The following is a 23281-nucleotide window of genomic DNA, read 5'->3' on the forward strand; positions in this document are numbered from 1 at the left end:
GGGGCCGGTCAGGGATGACCGGCCGTTTTCGGGGAGGCAGGGACAGCCGACTCGAAAACCCCCAGTCGGAGCCCGACCCGGCCGAAGGCCATTGAGATACGGCCGCGGTAGCGGCCTTTCCCTGAGGGGTCGCCGCAGGCGTGGACGCGAGGGTGGCATCCGCCGGCTCTTACAGGCGACATCCAATGCCCCGGCAAGCTAAACGCGACGGCGAAGCCGAGCCCAGACAAACATGCCCGCAAAAAAAACCGGCTTTCGCCGGTTTTCTTCGTCATCCAGGGATCAATGGTGCCCCGAGAACGGGATCGCCTTGCGCCAGATCGACGGATGGTGCGGCCAGTTCGGGTCCGTGAGGTACGGGTGGTCCGGATAGTTCAGGGCCAGCACCTTGCGGCTCTGGTCCGCCAGCGGCTGACGGTCGAGACCGAGGTAGCTGCGGGTCAGGATGGCCAGGGCGTCGCCCGTTTCCGGCGACTGCTGGTAGTGCTCGATCACGTACTGGGCGCGATCCGCCGAAGCGATATAGGCCTTGGTGCGCAGGTAGTACTCGGCCACGTTGATCTCGAAGCGGGCCAGCTGATTGCGCAGGAAGATCATGCGCTGGCGGGCGTCGGTGGCGTAGGCGCTGTTCGGATAACGACGCGTCAGCTGGCTGAAATCGTCGAATGCGGTCAGGTTGAAACCCTGGTCGCGACGGGTCGAACCCGAGTTGTCACGCTGCAGGTAGCGCTCGATGATGCCGCCCGTGCGATCGAAATTGATCAGACCGCGCAGGTAATAGGCATAATCTGCATGCTTGTGGGTCGGAAACGTCTTGATGAAGCGGTTGATCGTCGAGTAAGCGTCATCCGGCTTGTTGTCTTTGTACTGCGCGTACGCCAGTTCGATTTGCGACTGTTCATTGATGTCACCCGACGGGAAGCGAGCGATCAGTCGCTGGTACGCTTTCTCGGCCGCGGCGTAATCGGAATGCTCCAACGAGTTGTGAGCATTGGCATACAGCCGGTCGACCGGCATCGTGTCGATCGTCTCCTTCTTACTGCGGAACATCGAGCAGGCGCTCATCGACAGGGCGAGGACGAGCAGAATGGTGATCTTGGTTGCACGCATTGAGAGAGTTCGGATGCTTAAGCGAATGGGCATGATAGCCGAAACCGGCCTTCGGCCGGGCGGGTCGGTATGACGACGGTCCGGCATGAAGCCACGGTACCGGTGACGGCCGCTGGACGGCGTTTCGACCAGTCCGTGGCCGAGATGTTCCCCGATTACTCCCGATCCCGCCTGACGGGCTGGATCAAGGACGGGAAACTGTTGCTGGACGGGGCCCGGGTGGCTCCGCGGCATCTCGTCCGGGGTGGGGAGCACGTGGTGCTGGAAGCGGAGCTGGAGGCGGAAGTCCACGCCCTGCCCGAGGATATCGCTCTGGACATCCGCTATGAGGACGACGACCTCCTGGTGCTGGACAAGCCTATGGGGCTGGTCGTCCATCCCGGGGCGGGCAATCCGGCGGGCACCCTGCTGAACGCGTTGCTGCATCACGCGCCGTCGCTCGCCGAGTTGCCACGCGGCGGTATCGTGCATCGCCTCGACAAGGACACGGCGGGTCTCATGGTGGTCGCCAAGTCCCTGGCGGCGCACACGGGCCTGGTCGCCATGCTTTCGCGCCACGACGTCCACCGGCAGTACGAAGCGGTGGTCCTTGGCACCATGGTCGCCGGCGGTACGGTGGATCAGCCGATCGGCCGTCACCAGCACGATCGCCTGAAGCAGGGGGTCCGCGACGTGGTGGACGGCGGCAAGGAAGCGATCACCCATTACCGGGTGCGCGAGCGGTTCCGCTCGCACAGCGTCCTCCAGTGCAACCTGGAGACGGGGCGTACCCATCAGATTCGCGTGCATATGGCGCATATCGGCCATCCGCTGGTCGGCGATCAGCTCTATGGCAACGGGCTGCGCCTGCCGCGCGGCGCCAGCCAGGAGCTGATCGACGCCCTGCGCGGCTTCCGTCGGCAGGCTCTGCATGCCGAGAAGCTGGCCTTCGACCACCCGATCAGCGGTGAGCGTCTCGAGTTCGATTCGCCGCGGCCTGCGGATCAGGACGCCCTGATCGCGACGCTGCGGCTCGACACCGAGCTGCATCCGATCGAGGACTGAGCATGACCGAGGCCTGGATCGTTCCGGACTGGGTGGCGCCCGCGGGCGTCGGCGCCGTCGTTGCCACCCGGAACGGCCCCGGCGTATCGGTTGGTCCGTACGGACGGTTCAATCTGGGCCTGCGCTCGGGCGATGCGCCGGAGGCGGTGGCCGCCAACCGCGCGGCGCTGTTGCCGGCCCTCGGGCTTCCCGAGGCGCCGCTGTGGCTGCGCCAGGTCCACGGTGTCGACGTGGCCGACGCACCGGGCGCCCACGGTGAAGAGCCCGTGGCCGATGCCGCGATCGCACGCGGGCCGGGCCGTGTCCTGGCCATCCTGACGGCGGACTGCCTGCCGGTGCTTTTTTCTTCGACGGATGGCGAGACCATCGGCGCCGCTCACGCCGGCTGGCGCGGACTGGCGGCCGGTGTCCTGGAGCGCACCGTGGCCCGGATGGATGCCGATGGCGTTCAGGCCTGGCTGGGACCCGCGATCGGTGCGGCGTCTTACGAAGTGGGCGAGGAGGTCCGTGCGGCCTTCGTCGACACGGATCCGGGCGCCGAAGCGGCTTTTACGCCGACGCGGCCCGGACACTGGCACTGCGATCTGTATGGGCTGGCGCAGCGCAAGTTGTCCCGTGCGGGAGTGACGAACGTGTCCGGTGGCGGCTTCGACACCTTCCGCGACGACCGGCTCTACTCCTATCGTCGCGACGGTGCGGCCAGCGGCCGCTTCGCCAGCCTCATCTGGACCCGCTGAGGCGACGACCTCAGGGGGCCGTCATGGGCCGCTGCACGTAGATTTCCGGCTTCACCTTGGGCGGTTCCATCAGCGCATGCAGGAACGCGTTACGCCACGTCGTGATGTCGTTCCGCTCGAGCACGTCCATCATCGACTGCCAGCGCATGCGCCGCTCCTTCAGCGGCATCTCGAGGGCTCGCTTGAGCGCTTCCGATACCTCGTCCAGATCGGACGGGTTCACCAGCAGGGCGGCGTCCAGTTCCTGGGCCGCACCGGCAAAGCGCGACAGCACCAGCACGCCCGGATCCTGCGGGTCCTGGCAGGCCACGTATTCCTTGGCGACGAGGTTCATGCCGTCGCGCAGGGGCGTGACCAAGCCAACCTTGGCCACACGGAAGTACCCGGCGAGCACCTTGTGCCCGAAGGATTTGTTGACGTAGCGAATGGGCACCCAGTCGGGCTCGGCGTATTGGCCGTTGATGTGACCGGCGCTGCGCTCGAGTTCGCGGCGCAGCGAGCGATATTCCGGAACGTCCGAGCGCGAAGGCGGGGCGATCTGCAGCAGCGAGACCCGGCCGCGCATGTCCTTGTGGTCGCGCAATAGCCGCGCGAAGCCCTCGAAGCGCTCCGGAAGGCCCTTGGAGTAGTCGAGGCGGTCGACGCCGATGATCAGCTGGCGATCGTCGATGCTGGCCCGGAGCTTGGCGACCGCACCACTGTCTTCGGCGCGATGGGCCAGCTCGACCGCTTCGGCCGTATCGATGCTGATCGGGAAGACACCGGCGCGGAAGATGCGGCCGTTGGCGGCGCGGATCCGGCCACCCGTGCGCATCGCAGCGCCCAGTTCGTGCAGGAAATAGTCTTCCAGCGCACGCAGGTCGCGCTGCGTATGCAGGCCCACCAGATCATAGGACGCCAGCGGCTCGAGCAGTTCGCGGTGGCGGGGCAGTGTGATCAGCAGACCGGCGGCGGGCAGGGGCGTATGCAGGAAGAAGCCGATCCGGTTCTCGACGCCCAGCTCGCGCAGCATGGAAGCCAGCGGAATCAGGTGGTAGTCGTGTACCCAGATGATGTCGTCTTTTTTGAGCAGCTTCGCCACGCGCTTGGCAAACGCGCGGTTCACCCGGAAATAGCCTTCGAGGTGGTCGCGCCGGTAGTCGACCAGATCGCCCCGATAATGGAACAGGGGCCACAGCGCCCGGTTGGCGAAGCCGCTGTAGTAATCGTCATGGTCCGCCTTGGACATGTCGATCGTGGCGTATTCGATGTGTCCGTCGCTGACCTCGTGCAGCTCCTTGCCGGTCTCAGCGGCGATGTTGCCGCTCCAGCCGAACCAGAGGCCGCCCATTTCCTGCAGCGCCGCGTTCATCGCGGAGGCAAGGCCACCGGTCTGCGTCTGCTTAGGCAGCGCCACGCGGTTCGATATGACGACTAGTCGGCTCATTGTGCGCGTACGGCTCCTTGCGTCAACGTGGCTTTCACGGAATCCAGCCAATTCTGAACGTCGCTCGGGCTAGACAATGTGAAAGCGGCTTGCGACGGGGTCCGCGTGCCGATCCGGATGGACGCGCCGCCCCGTTCATTGACGACGGCGAAGGCGTGCTCATCGGTCAGGTCGTCACCCAGATAGACCGGGCGTCTGCCCGCGAAGGGCGCTTCTGCCAGAAAGGCGGCGACCGCCACCCCTTTGTCCATGCCGCGCGGCTTGAACTCGAACACGTAGCTTCCCGGCTGGAGTTCGAAGCCGGGAAACGCCGCCGCGATCTCTGGCGTGCGTCTGGCCAGTTCGGCTTCGTAGCGGGGGTGTTCCCTGCAGTGCAGCGCCACCGACCAGCTCTTGTCTTCCACCCGAACCCCCGGCAGTTCCGCCGCGACGGCGTGCACCGTCGCACGCAGCCGGGCCAGGGCTTCCTCGTCGACCGGCACCGTCACCAGTTGGCCCTTGTCGTCCCGGCGCTCCAGGCCGTGCTGCCCGGCAGCCGCCCAGTCCGGACGATGGAAGATCGCGTCGAGCCCGGCGATGGCCCGTCCGCTGACCAGTGCCACGGCGCCACCGAGTTCCCTGCGCAGGGCATCCAGCGTATCCATCAGGCCGTCCGCGGGCGCGACGGCGGCGGGGTCGTCGGCGAACGCCAGGAGCGTGCCATCGGCGTCGAGGAAGAGAGCGGTCCGGCTGTCGATCAGATCCACAGGTGGACGGGGCAAGGTGTCGCGGTCGGCTGTCACGGCGTTTCCATCGGGCGGCTATCCCCCGAGGATGCCGTCGCTCGCGTGAAAAAAGTGCTCGCTTTTGACCGTTGAAGGACTAATGTTCGAGCCGCATCTCTTGCGCCAGAGGCGGTCGCGGGGAGGTCCCGGGTCGCGCCATCACCTTTTGGGAGACACCTTACGATGCGAATGGACAGACTTACGTCGCGTTTCCAGCAGGCCCTGGCGGACGCACAGTCGCTGGCCGTGGGCCGCGACAACAACATGCTCGAGCCGGCCCACGTCCTGGTCGCGCTGCTCGACCAGCAAGGCGGTTCGACGGGTCCATTGCTCACCCAGGCCGGGGTGAACGTACCCGCGCTGCGCCAGCGTGTGGGCGAGATCCTCGACCGCCTGCCGCGCGTCAGCGGCCAGGAGGGCAACATCAACCTCGGCAACGACCTCAACCGCCTGTTGAACCTCACCGACAAGCTGGCCCAGCAGCGTGGCGACCAGTTCATCGCCAGTGAGCTGTTCCTCCTGGCGACGCTGGAGGATCGTGGCGAAGTGGGTGGTGCGCTCAAGGCCGCGGGCGCGACGAAGGAGCGCCTCGAGGCCGCGATCGAGAAGCTGCGCGGTGGTGAGAAGGTGCAGTCCGAGAACGCCGAAGAGCAGCGGCAGGCGCTCGAGAAGTACACCATCGACCTGACCGAACGGGCCGAGAACGGCAAGCTCGATCCGGTGATCGGCCGTGACGAGGAAATCCGACGCACGATCCAGGTCCTTCAGCGCCGCACGAAGAACAATCCGGTGCTGATCGGTGAGCCCGGCGTGGGCAAAACGGCCATCGTCGAAGGCCTGGCGCAGCGCATCGTCAATGGCGAAGTGCCGGAAGGCCTGCGCGACAAACGCGTCCTTTCGCTCGACATGGGCGCGCTGATCGCGGGCGCGAAATTCCGTGGCGAATTCGAGGAGCGCCTCAAGGCCGTGCTCAACGACCTGTCCAGACAGGAAGGTCGGGTCATCCTGTTCATCGACGAGCTGCATACCATGGTCGGTGCGGGCAAGGCCGACGGCGCGATGGACGCGGGCAACATGCTCAAGCCGGCGCTTGCGCGTGGCGAACTGCATTGCATCGGTGCCACGACCCTCGACGAATACCGCAAGTATGTGGAAAAGGATGCCGCGCTCGAGCGTCGCTTCCAGAAGGTGTACGTGGGTGAGCCGAGCGTGGAAGACACGATCGCCATCCTGCGCGGCCTGAAGGAGCGCTATGCCGTCCATCATGGCGTTGAGATCACCGATCCGGCCATCGTGGCGGCCGCCACGCTTTCGGCGCGCTACATCCCCGATCGTCAGCTGCCTGACAAGGCCATCGACCTGATGGACGAAGCGGCATCGCGTATCCGCATGGAGATCGACTCCAAACCGGAAGAACTCGACCGCCTCGAACGCCGGCTGATCCAGCTGAAAATCCAGCGCGAGATGCTGAAGAAGGAGCCGGACGACGAGTCGAAGCAGCGCCTCGCCAACCTCGAGTCGGATATCGAAACCCTCGATCGCGAATTCTCGGACCTCAACGAGGTATGGAAGTCCGAAAAGGCGATGTTGCAGGGCGCGACGAAGATCAAGGAGCAGATCGAACAGGCTCGCCTCGAACTCGAAGCCGCACAGCGTCGCCAGGATTACGGCGCGATGAGCGAGATCCAGTACGGCCGGTTACCCGCTCTGGAAGCGCAGCTGGCGGCCGCGCAACAGGCCGAGAAGCAGGACTTCACACTGCTGCAGGACCGTGTGACGGCCGAGGAGATCGCGGAGGTCGTCGCTCGCTGGACGGGTATTCCGGTCAACAAGATGCTCGAAGGCGAGCGCGAAAAACTCCTGCACATGGAGAGTGCGCTGCACGCCCGTGTCGTCGGGCAGGAAGAGGCGGTGCGCGCGGTGTCGGATGCGATTCGTCGCGCGCGTGCCGGCTTGTCGGATCCGAACCGTCCTTATGGCTCGTTCCTTTTCCTCGGCCCCACGGGCGTCGGCAAGACGGAACTGTGCAAGGCGCTGGCGGACTTTCTGTTCGATACGCAGGACGCGATGGTCCGCATCGACATGAGCGAGTTCATGGAGAAGCACTCCGTGAGCCGCCTCGTCGGCGCGCCTCCAGGTTACGTCGGTTACGAAGAGGGTGGGTACCTGACCGAAGCGGTGCGTCGTCGTCCGTACAGCGTGATCCTGCTCGATGAGGTCGAGAAGGCGCATCCGGATGTGTTCAACATCCTGCTGCAGGTGCTGGACGACGGTCGCCTCACCGACGGTCAGGGTCGCACGGTCGATTTCCGCAACACCGTGATCGTCATGACATCGAACCTGGGCTCCAACCTGATCCAGGAGCAGGCGGGCGACAGCGAGGCCGACTACATGCAGATGAAGGCATCCGTGCTGGGTGTCGTGCAGGCGCACTTCCGTCCGGAGTTCATCAATCGTCTGGACGACCTGGTGGTGTTCCGTCCGCTCGACAAGAAGCAGATCCGGTCGATCGCCCGCATCCAGCTGGATTACCTGGCAAAGCGTCTGGCCGATCGTCAGCTGTCGCTGGAACTGAGTGACAAGGCGCTCGATCTGCTGGGCAGTGCGGGCTTCGATCCGGTCTACGGTGCGCGCCCGCTCAAGCGGGCTATCCAGCAGCAGCTGGAGAATCCGCTGGCGCAGCGGATCCTGCAGGGTGCGTTTTCGGCCGGGCAGACGATCCGGGTCGATTCGGATGGGAATCACCTGATCTTCGAGGCGGCATAAAAGCCCGTGTAGGAACGCGCCTCGCGCGCGATTCTTCACGATCGCGTGCGAGGCGCGCTCCTACACGTTCCGGTTCTTCAGAACCGGAACCCCACCTTCGCGTAGTAATACCGCCCGTTGAAGCCGAACGGCGACAGCGCGGAGTACTGCAGGCCGCTGAAGTAGTCCTCGCCGCTGTTGGTCGGCTTCACGCGCTGCGGGTACTGGTTGGTAACGTTATCCACGCCGACGCCGAAGTTCCACTGGCCGATGGTGTAACCGCCGGACAGATTGAGCAGCCAGCGCGCCGGAAACTTCTGGTCGGTGCTCGGATCCGTATTCACGCGGATCACCGAGCCGTAGCGAGTCAGGTCCGCATGGGCGTTGAATCCACCGAGTGTCCAGTCGGCACCGAGCAGGAACTTCGTTCGCGGTGTCGCGCTGGTCAGGATGCCCTGGCTGGATCGGCCGAAGAGTTCGATCGGGCCTGACGAATTCTCCTGCAACACGGCTGGCGTCGCCCCGACCGAGAGCACCTTCACCTTGTTGTAGTTACCGCTCGCCAGCAGGTTGAACTGGCCGAAGCTCGTCGTCGGCACGCGATAGTTCAGGACGAGGTCGGCACCGCGCGTGCGTGTGGCGGCCGAGTTGGCGAAGTACTGAATCGCCGTTACCTGCTGGCCGGGTACCACGCTGTTGAAATACGCCGCCAGCAACGGGTCGGTGAGGCTGATGGTGTCGGAGTAGAGAATCTGGTGCCAGATACGGATCTGGTACAGATCGAGCGTGGCGCTGAAATCCGCGGTCGGTTCCCACACCGCGCCGATGCTGTAGTTCGCGGATTTCTCCGGCTTCAGCGGTTTGGCGCCGAGGGCGACGGCCGCGGGATCGGAGGTGCGGTACGTGCCGGTCTGCGCAAGCTGGCCGGTCGTGGGGTCGATGATGGTCACGACCGACTGATAGTTCTGCTGGGCCAGCGACGGTGCGCGGAAGCCGTTCGAGATGGTGCCGCGCAGAGCGAACTCAGGCACGAACTGGTAGCGCGCGGAAAGCTTGCCCGAGCGTGTCGAGCCGGAGTCGCTGTAGTGCTCGTAGCGGCCGGCGACCCCGGCGGAGAACTTGTCGGTGAGGTCGGTCTCGAGATCGACGTACGCCGCCTCGCTGTGTCGCGTGAAGCTTCCGGCAGCGGTCGGGTTGAGACCCGGAAACACCTGCGCACCGCCGGCATACGGCGTGTCCGTGCCCGGAATCAGCGTGTTCTGATTGAAGTAGTACGACTCCGGATCGCCCGCATCGATCTGGTACTTCTCCTTGCGGTACTCGGCACCGAAGGCGAGCGTCAGGGGGTTGGGCAGCCAGCCGACACTGAAGTCCTTGCCGATGTCGATGTTGGCCAGCGCCTGCGAGTTCTTGAAGGTGCCCGCGTTGAAGTACGTCGGCGACGCGCCGGTGGAGTAGTACAGATTGGTGTTGATGCTGTTCTGTACGTCGAACACCAGGCTGTTGATGCCGTAGTTGCCGGAGGCGTCCCAGCGCCATCCGCCGTCGGTCACGCCTTTGACACCGAGTACGCCGGTGGAGTCGTTGGTATGGTTGACGATCTGCGGAAGGAAACCGTCGGGGTAGATGTCGGGTACGTTGCGCGCGTTGGTGGCGCCGCGGTAATAGCCGTTGGAGACGACGTCGCGACGGCTGAGGCTGAGGAAACCATAGACGTCGACGTTGTGCGCGACGGCATACTGAAAGTTGGTCAGTACCTGATAGGTCTTTACCGCCGGGTCGCCGTAACGCTGGTGGGCGACGTTGCCGTCGGCGGCCTCTTCCGGGGTGAACAGGCTCACCGGCGAGGCGCGGTTGGTGTTCATCGAATTCTGGTAGTTGAACGCGATACGCGCCCAGCCCTTCGCATCGGCTCCCTTGCCGCCGAGGTCGATGCCGAGCGACCCGTCGATACCGTTGGTTTCTCCGTCGCCCTTGTCCATGATGCCGTAGTTGGCATTGATCGAGTTCTTGCCTTCGCCGGCGCCGTGTTTGAGCACGACGTTGATCACGCCGGCGATCGCATCCGATCCGTACTGCGCCGCGGCGCCGTCACGCAGCACCTCGATGTGGTCGATCGCGGAGATCGGAATCGAGTTGAGGTCGGCCGGTGCGGCGCCGCGTCCCACCGAGTTGTTGTAATTGACCAGTGCCGACGTGTGATAGCGCTTGCCGTCGACGAGGACCAGCGTGGCGTCGGGGGACAGGCCGCGCAGGCTGGCCGGGCGAATCGCGTCGTTACCATCGTTGATCGCGGGACGCGGAAAGTCCAGGGACGGCAGCAGGCGTCCGAGCGCCGTGGCGAGGTCGGTACTGCCGGTTGAGGTAAGATCCTTGGGCGAAAGTACGTCGATGGGGGAAAGCGAATTCGCTTCCGTCCGTGTCGTGCTGCGTGTACCCGTGACCACCACCTGATCGAGCTGGCGTGCCTCCTTCGTATCGGGGGGCGGTGTGGTGTCCTGTGCATAGCCGGGCGTCACGATCATGAGGCCAAGCGCGGGTAGCCAGAAGCTGGCCGACGGTTTGCGTCGTAGGGTCTTGCCTGTCGTCATTGATGGGTCCCCAGGGCGAGCTACGGTACGCGAGGCGGGACACCCCGCGGACGCGGACGAAAGTGCCGCGTTGGATTCACGCTATGCACGCACCTTGCGGTGCGTCAACACGCTCGTAACAAATGCGCCATAATGGTGAAACGAAGGCATGAAGAGCCCTTTTTTTAAGGGTCTGGCACGAAACTGGCTCGTAAGACCATGTTGGTGCAATGCAAAATCCTGTGCCCGGTTCCGCGTTCGTGCCGCCGGGCGGATCATTGAAAATCCCCGCGCCGGCCAGATAATGCCGGGCTGAATCCCAAGGCTCCCGCGTCATGCCCATCTACGAATTCCAGTGCAAGGCCTGTGGTCATCGTTTCGAGCGGCTACAGAAGATGTCCGACGCCGATCCGTCGGTGTGCCCCAGCTGCGGCGAACCGCAGGTCGGCCGGATGCTGAGCGCGCCGCAGTTCCGCCTTGCCGGCGGTGGCTGGTATGAGACGGATTTCAAGAAGGACGGCGACAAAAAGCGAAATCTTGCGGAAGGCTCGTCCGGCGCGCCCGCGTCGGCCGCTGCGCCGGCTCCGTCCCCGGCGCCCGCTCCAGCTCCCGCTCCCGCAGCGGGCTCGAAGTCCACGGGCGACTGACGGACTGCTCTTCGCGGCAACGTTTTCCTGCGATCCGTTCAAACAGCGTTGCGGATCCTTCCGATAGTTTTTGCGCCACACACATCGGAGGTCAGGGGTATGAAACGCATTCTTGGGTTGGTCGGCATGCTGGCGCTGGGCGCGGGCCTGTTCGCTACGCCGCACGTCGCCCATGCCCAGCGCGGCGGCGACACGGTCAACTGCTTCAGCGACAACGGCCGCCGGTCCTACTGCCGGGTGCCGTGGCGTGACGCCCGCCTGATCCGCCAGGATTCGAAGACCGCCTGCATACGGGGTCGCACCTGGGACATGGACCGCAACGGCCTGTGGGTCGACGACGGTTGCCGCGGCATCTTCCAGGAGGCCGGCGGCTGGGGCGGTGGCGGGCGTCCGGGCTGGGGCGATGGCGGTCGGCCGGGCTGGGGTGACGATGGTCGTCCCGGTGGCGGTCGTCCGGGGTATGGCGGCAACAGCGGCCAGATCGTCTCCTGCGACAGCGAAGACAACAAGCGCGTGTTCTGCCGCTGGCCGCTCGGCCGCGGTGCTCGCCTGGTCGAACAGAACTCCAATGCCTCCTGTCGCGAGGGCTACAGCTACGGCTTCACCCGGGACGGCATCTGGGCCGATCACGGTTGCCGCGCGAAGTTCGATATCGGCCGCTGAGCGGCTCCCGTCGGCGCCTGGGGACCCCGGTCGTGTTACGATCCGGGGTCTTTTCCCACGAAGCTTCAAGCGCATGCGCACTCATTTTTGCGGACTCATCGACGAGTCGCTGATCGGTCAGGAAGTCACCCTGTGCGGCTGGGTCAACACCCTTCGCCTGCAGAGCCACGTGGCCTTCGTCGACCTTCGTGACCACGAGGGCATCGCCCAGGTCGTGATCGAGCGCGAGAATGCCGTCGCCTTCGCCGTCGCCGGCGATCTGGGAAACGAGTTCGTCATCCGCGTCACGGGGCAGATTCGCCAGCGCCTGTCGCCTAACGACAAGCTCAGGACCGGCACCGTCGAGCTGCTGGCGGATTCCGTCGAGATCCTCAACGAAGCCCGCGACCTGCCGTTCGCGCAGCACGAGACGCCGAACGAGGACATGCGGATGACCTACCGCTACCTCGACCTGCGCCGTCCCGAGATGCAGCAGATGATGCGCACGCGTACCGCACTGGTCCGCGAACTGCGTCGTTATCTCGATACCGCCGGTTTCCAGGACATCGAAACCCCGATCCTGACCAAGGCCACGCCGGAAGGCGCGCGCGACTATCTGGTCCCGAGCCGCGTGCACCCGGGCCAGTTCTATGCGCTGCCGCAGTCGCCGCAGCTGTTCAAACAGATCCTGATGATGGCCGGCTTCGATCGCTACTATCAGGTCGCCCGCTGCTTCCGCGACGAAGACCTCCGCGCCGACCGCCAGCCGGAATTCACCCAGCTCGACCTGGAGTTCGCCTTCGTCGAAGAGCGTGACGTCCAGGACTTCGTCGAGAACCTTATCCGCCACGTCTTCCGCGAAGTGCGCAAGGTCGAGCTCGATGCGTCGTTCCCGCGTATGACCTATGCCGAGGCCATGCGCCGCTTCGGGTCCGACAAGCCCGACCTGCGCATCGCGCTCGAGCTGACGGACATCGCCGAGGCCGTGAAGCATGTCGAGTTCAAGGTTTTCTCCGGTCCCGCCAACGACCCGGCCGGTCGCGTGGCGGCCCTGCGCGTGCCTGGCGCGGCGGATCTGTCGCGTAAGGACATCGACGGTCTGACCGAATACGCGGGTCGCTACGGCGCGAAGGGCCTTGCCTGGCTGAAGGTCGACGACCTCGCCAAGGGTCGCGAAGGCATCAACTCGCCGGTGGCCAAGTTCCTCGACGACGCCGCGCTCGAACAGGTGCTGTCGCTCACGGGCGCCGGCAACGGCGACATCGTGTTCTTCGGTGCAGGCGCATGGAAGACGGTTACCGACTTCATGGGCGCCCTGCGCATCCGTGTCGGTCGCGATCGCGGTCTGGTCGAAAACAGCTGGAAACCGCTGTGGGTCACCGACTTCCCGATGTTCGAGTACGACGACGAAGAAAAACGCTTCGTCGCGCTCCATCACCCGTTCACCGCCCCGAAGGTCGACGACATCGCCGATCTTCGCGCCCATGCCGCTGACGCCGTCAGCCGCGGCTACGACATGGTCCTCAACGGCAACGAGATCGGTGGAGGCTCCATCCGTATCCACCGTCCCGAGATGCAGAGCACCGTATTCGACCTGCTCGGCATCGGCGCGGACGAGGCGGAGGCCAAGTTCGGCTTCCTCCTCAAGGCGCTGCGCATGGGCGCGCCGCCCCATGGCGGCCTGGCCTTCGGCATCGACCGCATCGCCGCGCTCATGGCGGGTACGGAATCCATCCGTGACGTCATCGCCTTCCCGAAGACCACCAGCGCCCAGGATCTTATGACCGATGCGCCGTCGCCGGTCTCCGAGCCGCAGCTGAAAGAACTGCACGTCCGCGTCGCCGCCGCGGAGGCGCTGAAAGCCTGACCCCTCGGAGCCCCGCGTCCATGAGTGACTCGCCTGCCGATGTCCTGCTCCTCCATGGCTTGTGGATGCGGGGCTTCGCCATGGCGATGCTCAGCCGGCGGCTGCGCGAGGAAGGTTTCCGGGTTCACCAGTTCGAATACATGAGCGTGGCCGCGCCGCCGGAGCAGGCGATCGCGCGGCTGCGCAAGCGCATCCGCCATCTGGGGCCAGGGCCCGTCCACGTCGTAGGGCACAGCCTGGGCGGCATCCTTGCTTTGCTGGCCTGCCGCGACGAGGACCTGCCCGAGGGTCGCATCGTATGCCTCGGTTCGCCGCTCAATGGCAGTGGCGCGGCCCGTGGGCTGACCCACCGCTGGGGCGGCGACATGCTGCTGGGGCGCGCCCGGGGTCTGCTCGAGCACGGTCTGGACCGCTGGGACGGTTCCCGCGAGGTCGGCATGATCGCCGGCCGCATGCCGGTTGGTCTGGGGGCTTTCGTCGGCGAACTCGGCGCCGAGCACGATGGCTCCGTCGGCGTGGAAGAAACCCGCCTGCCGGGGCTTTGCGCGCACTGCGTTCTGGAGACCAGCCACACCGGCATGCTGGTGTCGGCGGACGTCGCCAGGCAGGTCGGTGTCTTTCTGAGGGAGGGGCGTTTCGATACCCCCCTTAGCCCCCCGACGTGATTGCGGATAGAATCGCGCCCTCGTCCGTCCGGTAAGTCCAGGAATCGAACATGGGTAGAGGCCCTTCCATCGAAGGTCGCAAGAATGCCGAAGACGCCAAGCGCGCCAAGGTGTTCACCAAGCTGATCCGCGAAATCACCATCGCCACCCGTGGCGGCGTGCCCGATCCCAACGGCAATCCGCGCCTGCGCGCGGCTGTCGACAAGGCGCTGGGCGCCAACATGACCAAGGACACCATCGATCGCGCGATCAAGCGCGGTTCGGGTGCCGAGGGCGGGGCGGACATGCACGAGGTTCGCTACGAGGGCTACGGCCCGGCGGGCACCGCGCTGATCATCGACTGCGTCACCGACAACCAGACCCGCACGGTCGCCGACGTCCGCGCGTCGCTGACCAAGCTCGGCGGCAACCTCGGGACGACCAACTCGGTCGCGTTCCAGTTCACCCGTGTGGGTCAGGTGCTGATCCATACCGGCGGCGACGCGGACATCGAGGGCAAGCTCGAAGAGGCCGCGATCGAAAACAACGCGGAAGACATCGTCATCGAAAACGGCGTCGGTACGGTGCTGCTCGCCGCCGACCCGATCGCCGTGGAGGCCATGCGCAAGGCGCTGGTGGCGGCGGGCTTCGAGGTCGAAGGCTCCGACGTGGTCATGCGGCCCAACGGCCCCCTGGTCACGCCGACGGGCGAGGCGCTGGAGCATTTCGAGAAGCTTCTCGACCGGCTCAACGCGCTGGACGATGTCGACGAGGTCTACCACAACGCCGTTCTCCCGACGCAGGATGCGGACGAGGCGTGACGCCTCCGGCCCCTTATCGTCTTGCGTATTAATTCGCTGTCATGACCCGCATCCTCGGTATCGATCCGGGTAGCCAGCGTACGGGCGTCGGTCTCATCGACGTCGCCGACAATGGCGCGCTCACCCATGTCTGGCATGGCGCGCTCGTTGTCGGCGGGGAAGCGACCTTTCCCCTCCGGCTGAAACGCATCTTTGACGAACTCTGCGCCATCATCGGTACGCATGCTCCCGCGGAAGCCGCGATCGAGCGTGTGTTCATGGCGCGCAACGCCGACTCGGCCCTGAAGCTGGGTCAGGCGCGTGGCGCGGCCGTGTGTGCCGTTGTCAGCCAGGGAATCGTCGTGCATGAGTACGCGGCGACCGAGGTCAAACAGGCGGTGGTCGGTACCGGCCGCGCCGACAAGACCCAGGTCCAGCACATGATCGGGATGATCCTCGGTATCAAGGGTCCGCTCCAGGCGGACGCCGCCGACGCGTTGGCGATCGCGATCGCCCACGCGCATACCCGTTCCAGCATTGAACGCGTGGGTATCCCGCGCACGGCATGGAGACGTCGCCGATGATCGGCCGCCTGCGAGGCACTCTTATCAGCAAGCAGCCGCCCTCCCTCCTCATCGAGGTGGGTGGCGTGGGTTACGAGGTCGACGCTCCCATGTCGACCATTTACGACCTTCCGGCAACCGGCAAGGAGGTCATCCTTCTCACGCACTACGCGGTGAAAGAGGATGGCGTGTCGCTTTACGGCTTCATGCACGAAGCGGAGCGGGCGATGTTCCGCAACCTGCTCAAGGTGAGCGGTATCGGCGCGAAGATCGCGCTGGCCGTGCTTTCGGGTGTGTCGACCGATGAGCTGTCGCGCCTGGTTCATGCGGGCGACGTCGTGGCCCTGACCAAGATTCCGGGCATCGGCAAGAAGACCGCCGAGCGGATGGTCGTGGAACTCCGTGACCGCGTCGACGCGGTGGGCGTGCGCCTGCCGGCGGCGATGGGGGCGGGCGTGTCCGCGCCGGTCGATCCCGTAAGTGAAGCCACGGTGGCCCTTCAGCAGCTGGGCTACAAGCCGGTCGAAGCGTCGCGTCTGGTCCAGAAGGCCGCCGCCGACGGCGACACCGCCGAAGCCATCATCCGCAAGGCGCTCCGCGCCGCCCTGGGGGGCTGAGCCATGGGCCATCACAATCCCGCCGAAGAACTTCAGAACGCGCGCGGCAAGAAACTGGCCGCGCTGGCTCTGGGCGCCATCGGTATCGTCTTCGGCGACATCGGCACCAGCCCGCTGTACACGATGAAGGAAACGCTCGGCACGCACGGCATGACGCCGCAGCCTGCCGCGGTGCTCGGCGTGCTCTCGCTGATCTTCTGGTCGTTGCTGATGGTGATCTCGCTCAAATACGTCACCTTCGTGATGCGCGCCGACAACAAGGGCGAGGGCGGCATCATGGCGCTCATGGCGCTCGCGCAGCGCAGCGTCAGCGGTTCGCCAAGGGCGCGCTGGGTTCTGGCCGCGATCGGCATCTTCGGCGCCTCGCTGTTCTATGGCGATGGCGTGATCACGCCGGCGATGTCCGTGCTTTCGGCGGTGGAGGGCCTGGAGGTCGCCGCGCCATCGCTGGACACCTACGTGGTGCCGATCTGCCTGGTCATCCTGGTGGTGCTCTTCGCGATCCAGCGGCACGGCACCGAGATCGTCGGCAAGGCGTTCGCGCCGGTCATGACGCTGTGGTTCCTGGTGTTAGCGTGGCTGGGGCTGCGCCAGCTGATCCAGCATCCGCAGGTGCTCTGGGCCTTGAATCCGTACTACGCCGTGAAGTTCTTCACGGAGCACGGCCGCTCCGCCTTCATCGCGCTTGGTGGTGTCGTGCTGGCACTCACCGGTGGTGAGGCGCTGTATGCCGACATGGGTCACTTCGGCAAGAAGCCGATTCGCCTGGCCTGGTTCTTCTTCGTCCTGCCGGCGCTGCTGATCAACTATTTCGGGCAGGGCGCGCTGCTGCTGCACGATCAGACCGCCATCGAGAACCCGTTCTACAAGATGGTGCCGGAGGACCTCCTGTATCCGATGATCGCGCTGGCGACGGCGTCCGCCGTGATCGCTTCGCAGGCCGTGATCTCCGGCGCGTTCTCGATGACCCGCGAGGCCATGTCGCTGGGCTACTCGCCGCGCATGGCCGTCGTGCACACCTCGCACGAGATGTCCGGCCAGATCTTCGTGCCCTGGGTGAATCGCCTGCTGATGGTGCTGGTGTTCCTCGCCGTCATCGGCTTCCGCTCGTCGAACAATCTGGGCGCGGCCTACGGCATCGCCGTGACCGGTACGATGACGATGACGACGCTGCTCGCCCTGGTGGTCGCGCGCCGTCGCTGGAACTGGCACTGGTCGGCGGTCATCACCGTCGGCGTCATCTTCCTCATCACCGATCTCGCGTTCTTCGGTGCCAACGCGCTCAAGATCGCTCATGGCGGCTGGTTCCCGCTGGTGCTCGGCGTGGTGATCTTCACCATGATGACGACGTGGCGGCGGGGCAGGGAGCTGGTGGTCCGCGAGATCAAGCAGTCCGGCCTGGCCCTCGAACCCTTCGTCGCGAATATCGCCGATCACCCGCCGCTGATCGTGCCGGGGACGGCCGTGTTCCTCACGGCCAACCAGAACGCCGTGCCGCACGCCATGCTGCATAACCTCAAGCACAACAAGGTGCTGCACGAGCGCAACGTGCTCCTTACCGTCGAAATGCTGGAGACGCCGGTGGCCGACTTCGACGAGCGGATGGAAGTCATCGAGTACGGTGGCGGCTTCTTCGGGCTGCAGCTGCGCTATGGCTTCGCTGAGGATCCGAATATTCCGCTGTCGCTGTCCCGCGCCAGCTCGCGGGGGCTCGACTTCGACATGATGGACACGACGTTCTTCCTGTCCCGCGAAACGATCGTCGCGGATGCCCGGCGTCCGGGTATGGCGTTGTGGCGCGACAAGCTGTTCGCCTTCCTGGCGCGTAACGCGATGCCGGCCACGGCGTTCTTTCAGATTCCGGGCAACCGGTTGATCGAGCTGGGCGCGCAGGTCGAGATCTGAGGCGGCATGCCATAATGCGGGCATGTCCGAGCACCGCATTATTTCCGCCACCGCCGCCATGGATGACGACGCCCTGGAGGCGAGCATCCGGCCGAAGCGCCTGGCCGAATACCTCGGCCAGGAGACGGTGCGCGAGCAGATGTCGATCTACATCGAAGCGGCGCGTCGTCGTCAGGGTGCGCTCGATCACGTCCTGATCTTCGGGCCTCCGGGTCTGGGCAAGACCACGCTGTCCCACGTCATCGCCAACGAGCTGGGCGTCAATGTACGCTCCACCTCGGGCCCCGTTCTCGAGCGCGCTGGCGATCTCGCCGCGCTGCTGACCAACCTCGAAGCCAATGACGTCCTCTTCGTGGACGAGATCCACCGGCTTTCGCCGGTGGTCGAGGAGGTCCTCTATCCGGCGATGGAAGACTTCCAGATCGACATCATGATCGGCGAGGGTCCTGCCGCCCGGTCGATCAAGCTGGACCTGCCGCCCTTCACCCTGATCGGCGCCACCACGCGCGCGGGCCTGCTCACCGGCCCACTGCGCGATCGCTTCGGCATCATCCAGCGGCTGGAGTTTTACAGCGTGGACGAGCTGACCGCGATCGTCCGGCGTGCCGCGAAAATTTTCGGCATCGACTGCGATATGGATGGCGCGATCGAGATCGCCCGGCGCTCGCGCGGTACCCCGCGTATCGCCAACCGGCTGCTGCGCCGGGTGCGCGATTACGCCGAAGTGCGCGGCGACGGCAAGATCACCCATGCCCTGGCCCGGGCCGCGACGGATATGCTCAAGGTCGACGCGGAAGGTTTCGACGACCTCGATCGCCGCCTGCTGCGTACCATTATCGAGAACTTCGAGGGCGGCCCGGTCGGTGTCGAGTCGCTCGCGGCGGCCCTGAGTGAAGATCGCGGCACTTTGGAGGACGTGGTCGAGCCCTACCTGATCCAGCAGGGTTACCTGATCCGCAGCGCGCGCGGCCGCATGGCGTCGGCCAAGGCCTGGCGCCACCTCGGGCTCAATCCGCCCCCGCGTCAGACGGCCATGCCCGACCTTTTTTCGGACGACGCATGAGCGATTTCAGCTTTCCTGTCCGCATCTACTGGGAAGACACCGACGCCGGTGGTGTCGTGTATCACGCCAACTACGTGCGCTTCATGGAGCGGGCCCGTACCGAATGGCTGCGCGCCCAGGGCATCGACCAGCTGGCCCTGAGGGAATCCACCTCGCTCGGCTTCGTCGTCCGCGAGATGCACCTGGACTTCCTGCGTCCGGCCCGTCTGGATGATGAACTCCAGGTCACGGTCGCCGTCAAAGAGAGGCGTTCAGCCAGTATGCTGTTCGGTCAGGAGATCGTGTGTGGGGGCACGACGTTGTTGCGAGCCACGGTGCGAGCAGCCTGCGTCAACCTCGACACGATGCGTCCGGCCCAGATTCCGGCCGGGCTGTTCCCCCAGACCTTCCCTATTACCTAAGCCCCAGATACCCGGCGGAGAGCCTTCAAGCGATGAACGGTGGACTGAACATTTTCAAGCTGGTCGCGGAAGCGAGCCTGCCGGTGCAGCTGGTGATGCTGCTTCTGCTCGTCTTCTCGTTCCTGTCGTGGGTCATCATCATCCGCAAGTACAGCCAGCTGAAGACCGCCCACGACAACGCCGAGACCTTCGAGGACCGTTTCTGGTCCGGCGCCGACCTGGCCGCCCTGTTCCGCGAGGTGGGCAACCGCGAGGGGCAGCACGGCATCGAGAACGTCTTCGAGGCGGGTTTCCGCGAATTCGCTCGCCAGCGCCAGCGCCGCGTGACCGATGCCGACCGCATCATGGAAGGCTCCGAGCGCGCCATGCGCGTGGCCGGCACCCGCGAGATCGGCAAGCTCGAACAGAACCTCGAATTCCTCGCCAACGTCGGTTCGATCAGCCCCTACATCGGCCTGTTCGGTACCGTCTGGGGCATCATGGGTGCCTTCCAGGGTCTGGGTGAGATGAAGGACGTGACCATCTCGGTCGTCGCCCCGCACATCTCCGAGGCCCTGATCGCCACGGCCATGGGCCTGTTCGCCGCCATCCCGGCGGTCTGGGCCTACAACCGCTTCGCCACCAAGGTGGAGCGCGTCGCGTCGCGTTACGAGGTCTTCCAGGAAGAATTCTCCTCGGTGCTGCAGCGCCAGATCCACGCCGACGACGTCGCCTGAGCCCGCCGCCCCATGGCCACGCGTAACGTACATCGCCGTCACAAGCGCAAGCTGAAGTCCGAGATCAACGTCGTGCCGTACATCGACGTCATGCTCGTGCTGCTGATCATCTTCATGGTCACCACACCGATGATGAACCTCGGCGTCGACATCCAGTTGCCGCAGACCAACGCCAAGTCCCTGCAGGACAAGAAAGACCCGATCGTCGTTTCGGTGGACGAGGGTGGGCAGATCTACCTCACCGCGAACGGCACCAAGCGCGAGCCGGTCAGCGCCGATGAGTTCAAGAGCAAGATCACGGCGTTCCACGATGCCAATCCCGAGCTTCAGGTGCTCGTCGCCGGCGATCAGCGCGTGGGCTACGGCAAGGTTTACCAGATCCTCCCGATCCTCCAGGAAGCGGGCGTCTCCAAGATCGGCCTGATGAGCCAGCCGGAGTCGGGCGCGCAGAATGGAAAACCGTAACGGTACGCCGCGCGCGGTCGTCCTCGCCGCGCTCCTGCACATCGGTATCGTGGCCTTCCTGGGTCTCGCGATCATCCCGTGCTCGGACTACGAAAAGTGGGCCGACGCCATCGGCTTGCCCGCCGACTGGAATCCGCTGAAGTGTCCGGCGCCCATCCAGTTGCCGGGTCAGATCATCGAAGCGACCCTGATCGGTCCGACGGGCGCGCCGCCTCCCAAGCACACGCAGAAGCCGGTGCCCAACACCGTGCCGCCACCGCCCGCGCAGCCCACGCCGACGCCGCCGCAGCCGGAGAAGCCCAAGGTCGAGACGTTGCCGCCGCCGCCCAAGACGCCGGCCCTGAAGGACCAGGAGAAGGTGGTCGACGACGCCGTGCAGAAGGCCGAGGACGCGAAGCGCCTGCAGGAAGAGCAACAGCGTCAGCGTCAGGCCGAGCTGGATGCGCAGCAGGAAGAGAAGAAGAAAGAAAAACAGAAGCAGATCGACGAGATCTTCAAGCAGCTCGATGCCGCCAAGTCGCAGACCAAGCAGGCCGACAGCAAGAAGAAGCAAGCCGAGCAGCAGCTGAAGGATCTGGCCAACGCCAAGGACGACGGCCGGGAGAATCTTCCCCCTGCCGACAAGGTTCAGACTGGCCAGAACGGCAAGGACAACAGCAAGCAGGCTCTGTACATCGCCGCCATCCAGAACGCGGTGACGCCGAACTGGCTGCGCCCGGACAATATGCCGGACGCGCCTTGCGCGGTGCATATCACCCAGATTCCGGGTGGGCAGGTGCTCAGTGCGAAGGCCGATGCCAGCTGTCCTTACGACGCGGCGGGCAAGGCCTCGATCGAGAACGCGGTGCTGCGCGCCCAGCCGTTGCCCTATCAGGGCTTCGAGGACGTCTTCCAGCGCAACCTCACCTTCACGTTCAGGCCGCAATGATGTGTCGCGCCCCGACCCGGCTGCGCCGGGCGGGGCGGTTCATAATCGGGTCACGCTGGCCGCTTCCAGCGCGCTAACATGCCGTCGCCGTCCCCCAACCCCAGGTCGCAATGAATCCGCCCATGCGCAGAATGCTTTCCCGCCTCGCCATCCTCCTGGTTGCCCTGACCGCCTTCGTGGCCGGTCCGGCCGCTGCCCAGTCCCTCAATGTGGACATCGTCGGCGGCCTGAAGACGGCTACCCCGATTGCCGTGGTGCCGTTCGCCCAGGCTGGCGGCGCGCCGCTTCCGACCGACGTCGCCGACGTCATTCGCGCGGATTTCAACCGCTCCGGCAAGTTCCGCTCGCTGGACAAGGCCGACATCGTCGAGACGCCGTCTCAGGGCTCGGACATCAAGTTCGCCACCTGGCGTCTGCTCAAGCAGGATTTCCTCACGATCGGCCGCATCAGCGACGCCGGCGGCGGCAACCTGAAGATCGATTACGAGCTGTGGGACGTGAACAAGCAGCAGAGCCTGCTGGCCCAGTCGTTCACCGCGCCTGCGGGTGACCTGCGTGGCGTCGCCCACCAGATCGCCGACCAGATCTATGAAAAGATCACCGGCGTCCGCGGCGCCTTCTGGACTCGCATCGCCTACATCACCGCCGTGGGCGTGGGTAACAACGCGACCTACTCGCTGATCGTGGCCGACTCGGACGGTTTCAATCCGCAGGTGGTCGCCCGTTCGCGTGAGTCGCTGCTCTCGCCGGCCTGGTCGCCGGACGGCAGCAAGATCGCCTATGTCTCCTTCGAGAGTGGCAACTCGGCGGTCTACATCCAGAACATCAATACGGGCTCGCGCAGCCTGATCGCCTCGCACCCGCGCGGCATCAACAGCGCTCCCGCCTGGTCACCCGATGGCAGCAAGCTGGCGGTGAGCCTGTCCTACGTGGGTAACCCCGAGATCTTCGTCATCGACGTGGCCAGCCGCACCGAAACGCGGGTGACCAACAACTTCGCGATCGACACCGAGCCGACCTTCACCCCGGACGGCCAGAGCATCCTCTTCACCTCGGATCGCTCGGGTAAGCCCCAGATCTACCAGATGTCCGCCGCCGGCGGCGCGGCCACCCGCGTGACCTTCCAGGGTGGCTTCAACGCCAGCGCTTCCGTCAGCTATGACGGTAAGCAGATTGCGATGGTGCAGGGCAACGGGAACGTGTATCGTATCGCCATCATGGACCGCAGTCTGGGCGGGCAGGTGCGCTTCGTATCCCCGGGTAACGTGGACGATTCGCCCAGCTTCGCGCCCAACGCCAGCATGCTGCTTTACGCCGCATCGCAGGGTACGCGCGGCGTCCTGTATGCGGTTTCGGCAGATGGTGCCGTGCGTCAGCGCCTCGTCCTCTCGGACGGCGACGTGCGCGAACCGTCGTGGGGACCCTATCGACAGCGCTGATGCGGCGACCCTTCGGGGGCGCGGCGTCGGCAACGTCCAGGGAGGGGCGCGGATATTCCGCGCCTTTTCTGCGGACGACAATTAACCGGTAGCCGCTTCGCGGCGGTTATCGGAACGAAGACGCAGGGTGCGGGACAGCGCCCCGTCGGCGTAGATGTAAGTAGAAAAACAGCCGGACAACCGGCGGT

General features: G+C 65.3%; 21 protein-coding genes. 17 read left to right on the plus strand and 4 right to left on the minus strand.

The features are described 5' to 3' along the window. Positions 1-282 precede the first annotated feature (282 nt). Entirely contained in the window at positions 283-1110 is an 828-nt protein-coding gene (locus J2X57_RS10845) for an outer membrane protein assembly factor BamD (protein WP_036110601.1), read from the minus strand. Between the two features lie 69 nt (positions 1111-1179). On the opposite strand from J2X57_RS10845, the gene rluD reads away from it, so the two are divergent. Both rluD and pgeF read left to right on the plus strand, forming a co-directional pair. After that, on the plus strand, positions 1180-2154 hold the full coding sequence (gene rluD / locus J2X57_RS10850) for a 23S rRNA pseudouridine(1911/1915/1917) synthase RluD (RefSeq protein ID WP_036110604.1): 975 nt from the start codon (positions 1180-1182) through the stop codon (positions 2152-2154). 2 nt (positions 2155-2156) lie between these two features. Continuing rightward, positions 2157-2891, plus strand: coding sequence for a peptidoglycan editing factor PgeF (pgeF, locus tag J2X57_RS10855; RefSeq protein ID WP_309866913.1), 735 nt, complete (start codon positions 2157-2159; stop codon positions 2889-2891). Between the two features lie 10 nt (positions 2892-2901). Here the strand turns inward: pgeF and otsA are convergent, their stop codons facing one another. Both otsA and otsB read right to left on the minus strand, forming a co-directional pair. Then, positions 2902-4317: an alpha,alpha-trehalose-phosphate synthase (UDP-forming) gene (gene otsA / locus J2X57_RS10860; protein WP_079522658.1), complete on the minus strand. Its 1416-nt coding sequence runs from the start codon at positions 4315-4317 to the stop codon at positions 2902-2904. After that, positions 4314-5099 carry a trehalose-phosphatase gene (gene otsB / locus J2X57_RS10865; protein WP_051943327.1) on the minus strand — a complete coding sequence of 262 codons (786 nt, stop codon included), beginning with the start codon at positions 5097-5099 and terminating at the stop codon, positions 4314-4316. Before otsB ends, otsA begins: the two co-directional genes overlap by 4 nt. Positions 5100-5264: 165 nt before the next feature. Here otsB and clpB point away from each other — a divergent pair, with 165 nt between their 5' ends. Then, positions 5265-7847, plus strand: a complete 2583-nt coding sequence (gene clpB, locus J2X57_RS10870) for an ATP-dependent chaperone ClpB (RefSeq protein WP_197056493.1) — start codon at positions 5265-5267, stop codon at positions 7845-7847. Positions 7848-7924: 77 nt separating this feature from the next. Here the strand turns inward: clpB and J2X57_RS10875 are convergent, their stop codons facing one another. Then, positions 7925-10351, minus strand: coding sequence for a TonB-dependent receptor (locus tag J2X57_RS10875; RefSeq protein WP_081907639.1), 2427 nt, complete (start codon positions 10349-10351; stop codon positions 7925-7927). Between the two features lie 380 nt (positions 10352-10731). Here J2X57_RS10875 and J2X57_RS10880 point away from each other — a divergent pair, with 380 nt between their 5' ends. The 14 genes from J2X57_RS10880 to tolB all read left to right on the plus strand — a co-directional run bounded on the left by J2X57_RS10880 (position 10732) and on the right by tolB (position 23093). Further along, on the plus strand, positions 10732-11043 hold the full coding sequence (locus tag J2X57_RS10880; RefSeq protein ID WP_309866920.1) for a zinc ribbon domain-containing protein: 312 nt from the start codon (positions 10732-10734) through the stop codon (positions 11041-11043). A 99-nt stretch (positions 11044-11142) separates the two neighbouring features. Further along, positions 11143-11706: a DUF3011 domain-containing protein gene (locus J2X57_RS10885; RefSeq protein WP_254857321.1), complete on the plus strand. Its 564-nt coding sequence runs from the start codon at positions 11143-11145 to the stop codon at positions 11704-11706. Between the two features lie 73 nt (positions 11707-11779). Beyond that, complete coding sequence (aspS, locus tag J2X57_RS10890) at positions 11780-13552, plus strand: aspartate--tRNA ligase (protein WP_309866923.1); 1773 nt, start codon at positions 11780-11782, stop codon at positions 13550-13552. Between the two features lie 20 nt (positions 13553-13572). After that, on the plus strand, positions 13573-14217 hold the full coding sequence (locus tag J2X57_RS10895; RefSeq protein WP_036110624.1) for an alpha/beta fold hydrolase: 645 nt from the start codon (positions 13573-13575) through the stop codon (positions 14215-14217). A 50-nt stretch (positions 14218-14267) separates the two neighbouring features. Then, entirely contained in the window at positions 14268-15017 is a 750-nt protein-coding gene (locus J2X57_RS10900; protein WP_036110626.1) for a YebC/PmpR family DNA-binding transcriptional regulator, read from the plus strand. 41 nt (positions 15018-15058) lie between these two features. Next, the gene (gene ruvC / locus J2X57_RS10905; RefSeq protein ID WP_036110629.1) at positions 15059-15580 is read left to right on the plus strand and encodes a crossover junction endodeoxyribonuclease RuvC; all 522 of its coding nucleotides are present in this window, start codon (positions 15059-15061) and stop codon (positions 15578-15580) included. After that, positions 15577-16176: a Holliday junction branch migration protein RuvA gene (gene ruvA / locus J2X57_RS10910; RefSeq protein ID WP_036110633.1), complete on the plus strand. Its 600-nt coding sequence runs from the start codon at positions 15577-15579 to the stop codon at positions 16174-16176. Before ruvC ends, ruvA begins: the two co-directional genes overlap by 4 nt. A gap of 3 nt (positions 16177-16179) precedes the next feature. Then, the gene (locus tag J2X57_RS10915; protein ID WP_079522652.1) at positions 16180-18081 is read left to right on the plus strand and encodes a potassium transporter Kup; all 1902 of its coding nucleotides are present in this window, start codon (positions 16180-16182) and stop codon (positions 18079-18081) included. Positions 18082-18103: 22 nt separating this feature from the next. Beyond that, positions 18104-19144 (plus strand): Holliday junction branch migration DNA helicase RuvB, encoded by a 1041-nt coding sequence (gene ruvB, locus J2X57_RS10920; protein WP_036110638.1) that lies wholly within the window; start codon positions 18104-18106, stop codon positions 19142-19144. After that, positions 19141-19545 carry a tol-pal system-associated acyl-CoA thioesterase gene (gene ybgC / locus J2X57_RS10925; protein WP_036110640.1) on the plus strand — a complete coding sequence of 135 codons (405 nt, stop codon included), beginning with the start codon at positions 19141-19143 and terminating at the stop codon, positions 19543-19545. Before ruvB ends, ybgC begins: the two co-directional genes overlap by 4 nt. 32 nt (positions 19546-19577) lie before the next feature. Next, the gene (gene tolQ, locus J2X57_RS10930) at positions 19578-20261 is read left to right on the plus strand and encodes a protein TolQ (RefSeq protein ID WP_036110643.1); all 684 of its coding nucleotides are present in this window, start codon (positions 19578-19580) and stop codon (positions 20259-20261) included. Positions 20262-20273: 12 nt separating this feature from the next. Then, a complete protein-coding gene (gene tolR, locus J2X57_RS10935) occupies positions 20274-20726 on the plus strand; it encodes a protein TolR (RefSeq protein ID WP_043695681.1) in 453 nt (150 codons plus the stop codon). After that, positions 20713-21654 carry a cell envelope integrity protein TolA gene (locus J2X57_RS10940; protein WP_036110649.1) on the plus strand — a complete coding sequence of 314 codons (942 nt, stop codon included), beginning with the start codon at positions 20713-20715 and terminating at the stop codon, positions 21652-21654. Before tolR ends, J2X57_RS10940 begins: the two co-directional genes overlap by 14 nt. A 110-nt stretch (positions 21655-21764) precedes the next feature. Beyond that, positions 21765-23093, plus strand: coding sequence for a Tol-Pal system beta propeller repeat protein TolB (gene tolB / locus J2X57_RS10945; RefSeq protein WP_090352634.1), 1329 nt, complete (start codon positions 21765-21767; stop codon positions 23091-23093). Positions 23094-23281: the final 188 nt, after the last annotated feature.

The organism is Luteibacter sp. 1214 (assembly GCF_031455395.1).
In the GTDB taxonomy this organism is placed as follows: Bacteria; Pseudomonadota; Gammaproteobacteria; order Xanthomonadales; family Rhodanobacteraceae; genus Luteibacter; species Luteibacter mycovicinus.

Excerpts from the sequence above, each read along its gene's own strand:
- J2X57_RS10845 (WP_036110601.1), bottom strand. The coding sequence starts at position 1,110 with ATGCGTGCAACCAAGATCACCATTCTGCTCGTCCTCGCCCTGTCGATG.
- rluD (WP_036110604.1), top strand. The coding sequence starts at position 1,180 with ATGACGACGGTCCGGCATGAAGCCACGGTACCGGTGACGGCCGCTGGA.
- pgeF (WP_309866913.1), top strand. The coding sequence starts at position 2,157 with ATGACCGAGGCCTGGATCGTTCCGGACTGGGTGGCGCCCGCGGGCGTC.
- otsA (WP_079522658.1), bottom strand. The coding sequence starts at position 4,317 with ATGAGCCGACTAGTCGTCATATCGAACCGCGTGGCGCTGCCTAAGCAG.
- clpB (WP_197056493.1), top strand. The coding sequence starts at position 5,265 with ATGCGAATGGACAGACTTACGTCGCGTTTCCAGCAGGCCCTGGCGGAC.
- J2X57_RS10875 (WP_081907639.1), bottom strand. The coding sequence starts at position 10,351 with ATGATCGTGACGCCCGGCTATGCACAGGACACCACACCGCCCCCCGAT.
- J2X57_RS10880 (WP_309866920.1), top strand. The coding sequence starts at position 10,732 with ATGCCCATCTACGAATTCCAGTGCAAGGCCTGTGGTCATCGTTTCGAG.
- J2X57_RS10885 (WP_254857321.1), top strand. The coding sequence starts at position 11,143 with ATGAAACGCATTCTTGGGTTGGTCGGCATGCTGGCGCTGGGCGCGGGC.
- aspS (WP_309866923.1), top strand. The coding sequence starts at position 11,780 with ATGCGCACTCATTTTTGCGGACTCATCGACGAGTCGCTGATCGGTCAG.
- J2X57_RS10895 (WP_036110624.1), top strand. The coding sequence starts at position 13,573 with ATGAGTGACTCGCCTGCCGATGTCCTGCTCCTCCATGGCTTGTGGATG.
- J2X57_RS10900 (WP_036110626.1), top strand. The coding sequence starts at position 14,268 with ATGGGTAGAGGCCCTTCCATCGAAGGTCGCAAGAATGCCGAAGACGCC.
- ruvC (WP_036110629.1), top strand. The coding sequence starts at position 15,059 with ATGACCCGCATCCTCGGTATCGATCCGGGTAGCCAGCGTACGGGCGTC.
- ruvA (WP_036110633.1), top strand. The coding sequence starts at position 15,577 with ATGATCGGCCGCCTGCGAGGCACTCTTATCAGCAAGCAGCCGCCCTCC.
- J2X57_RS10915 (WP_079522652.1), top strand. The coding sequence starts at position 16,180 with ATGGGCCATCACAATCCCGCCGAAGAACTTCAGAACGCGCGCGGCAAG.
- ruvB (WP_036110638.1), top strand. The coding sequence starts at position 18,104 with ATGTCCGAGCACCGCATTATTTCCGCCACCGCCGCCATGGATGACGAC.
- ybgC (WP_036110640.1), top strand. The coding sequence starts at position 19,141 with ATGAGCGATTTCAGCTTTCCTGTCCGCATCTACTGGGAAGACACCGAC.
- tolQ (WP_036110643.1), top strand. The coding sequence starts at position 19,578 with ATGAACGGTGGACTGAACATTTTCAAGCTGGTCGCGGAAGCGAGCCTG.
- tolR (WP_043695681.1), top strand. The coding sequence starts at position 20,274 with ATGGCCACGCGTAACGTACATCGCCGTCACAAGCGCAAGCTGAAGTCC.
- J2X57_RS10940 (WP_036110649.1), top strand. The coding sequence starts at position 20,713 with ATGGAAAACCGTAACGGTACGCCGCGCGCGGTCGTCCTCGCCGCGCTC.
- tolB (WP_090352634.1), top strand. The coding sequence starts at position 21,765 with ATGAATCCGCCCATGCGCAGAATGCTTTCCCGCCTCGCCATCCTCCTG.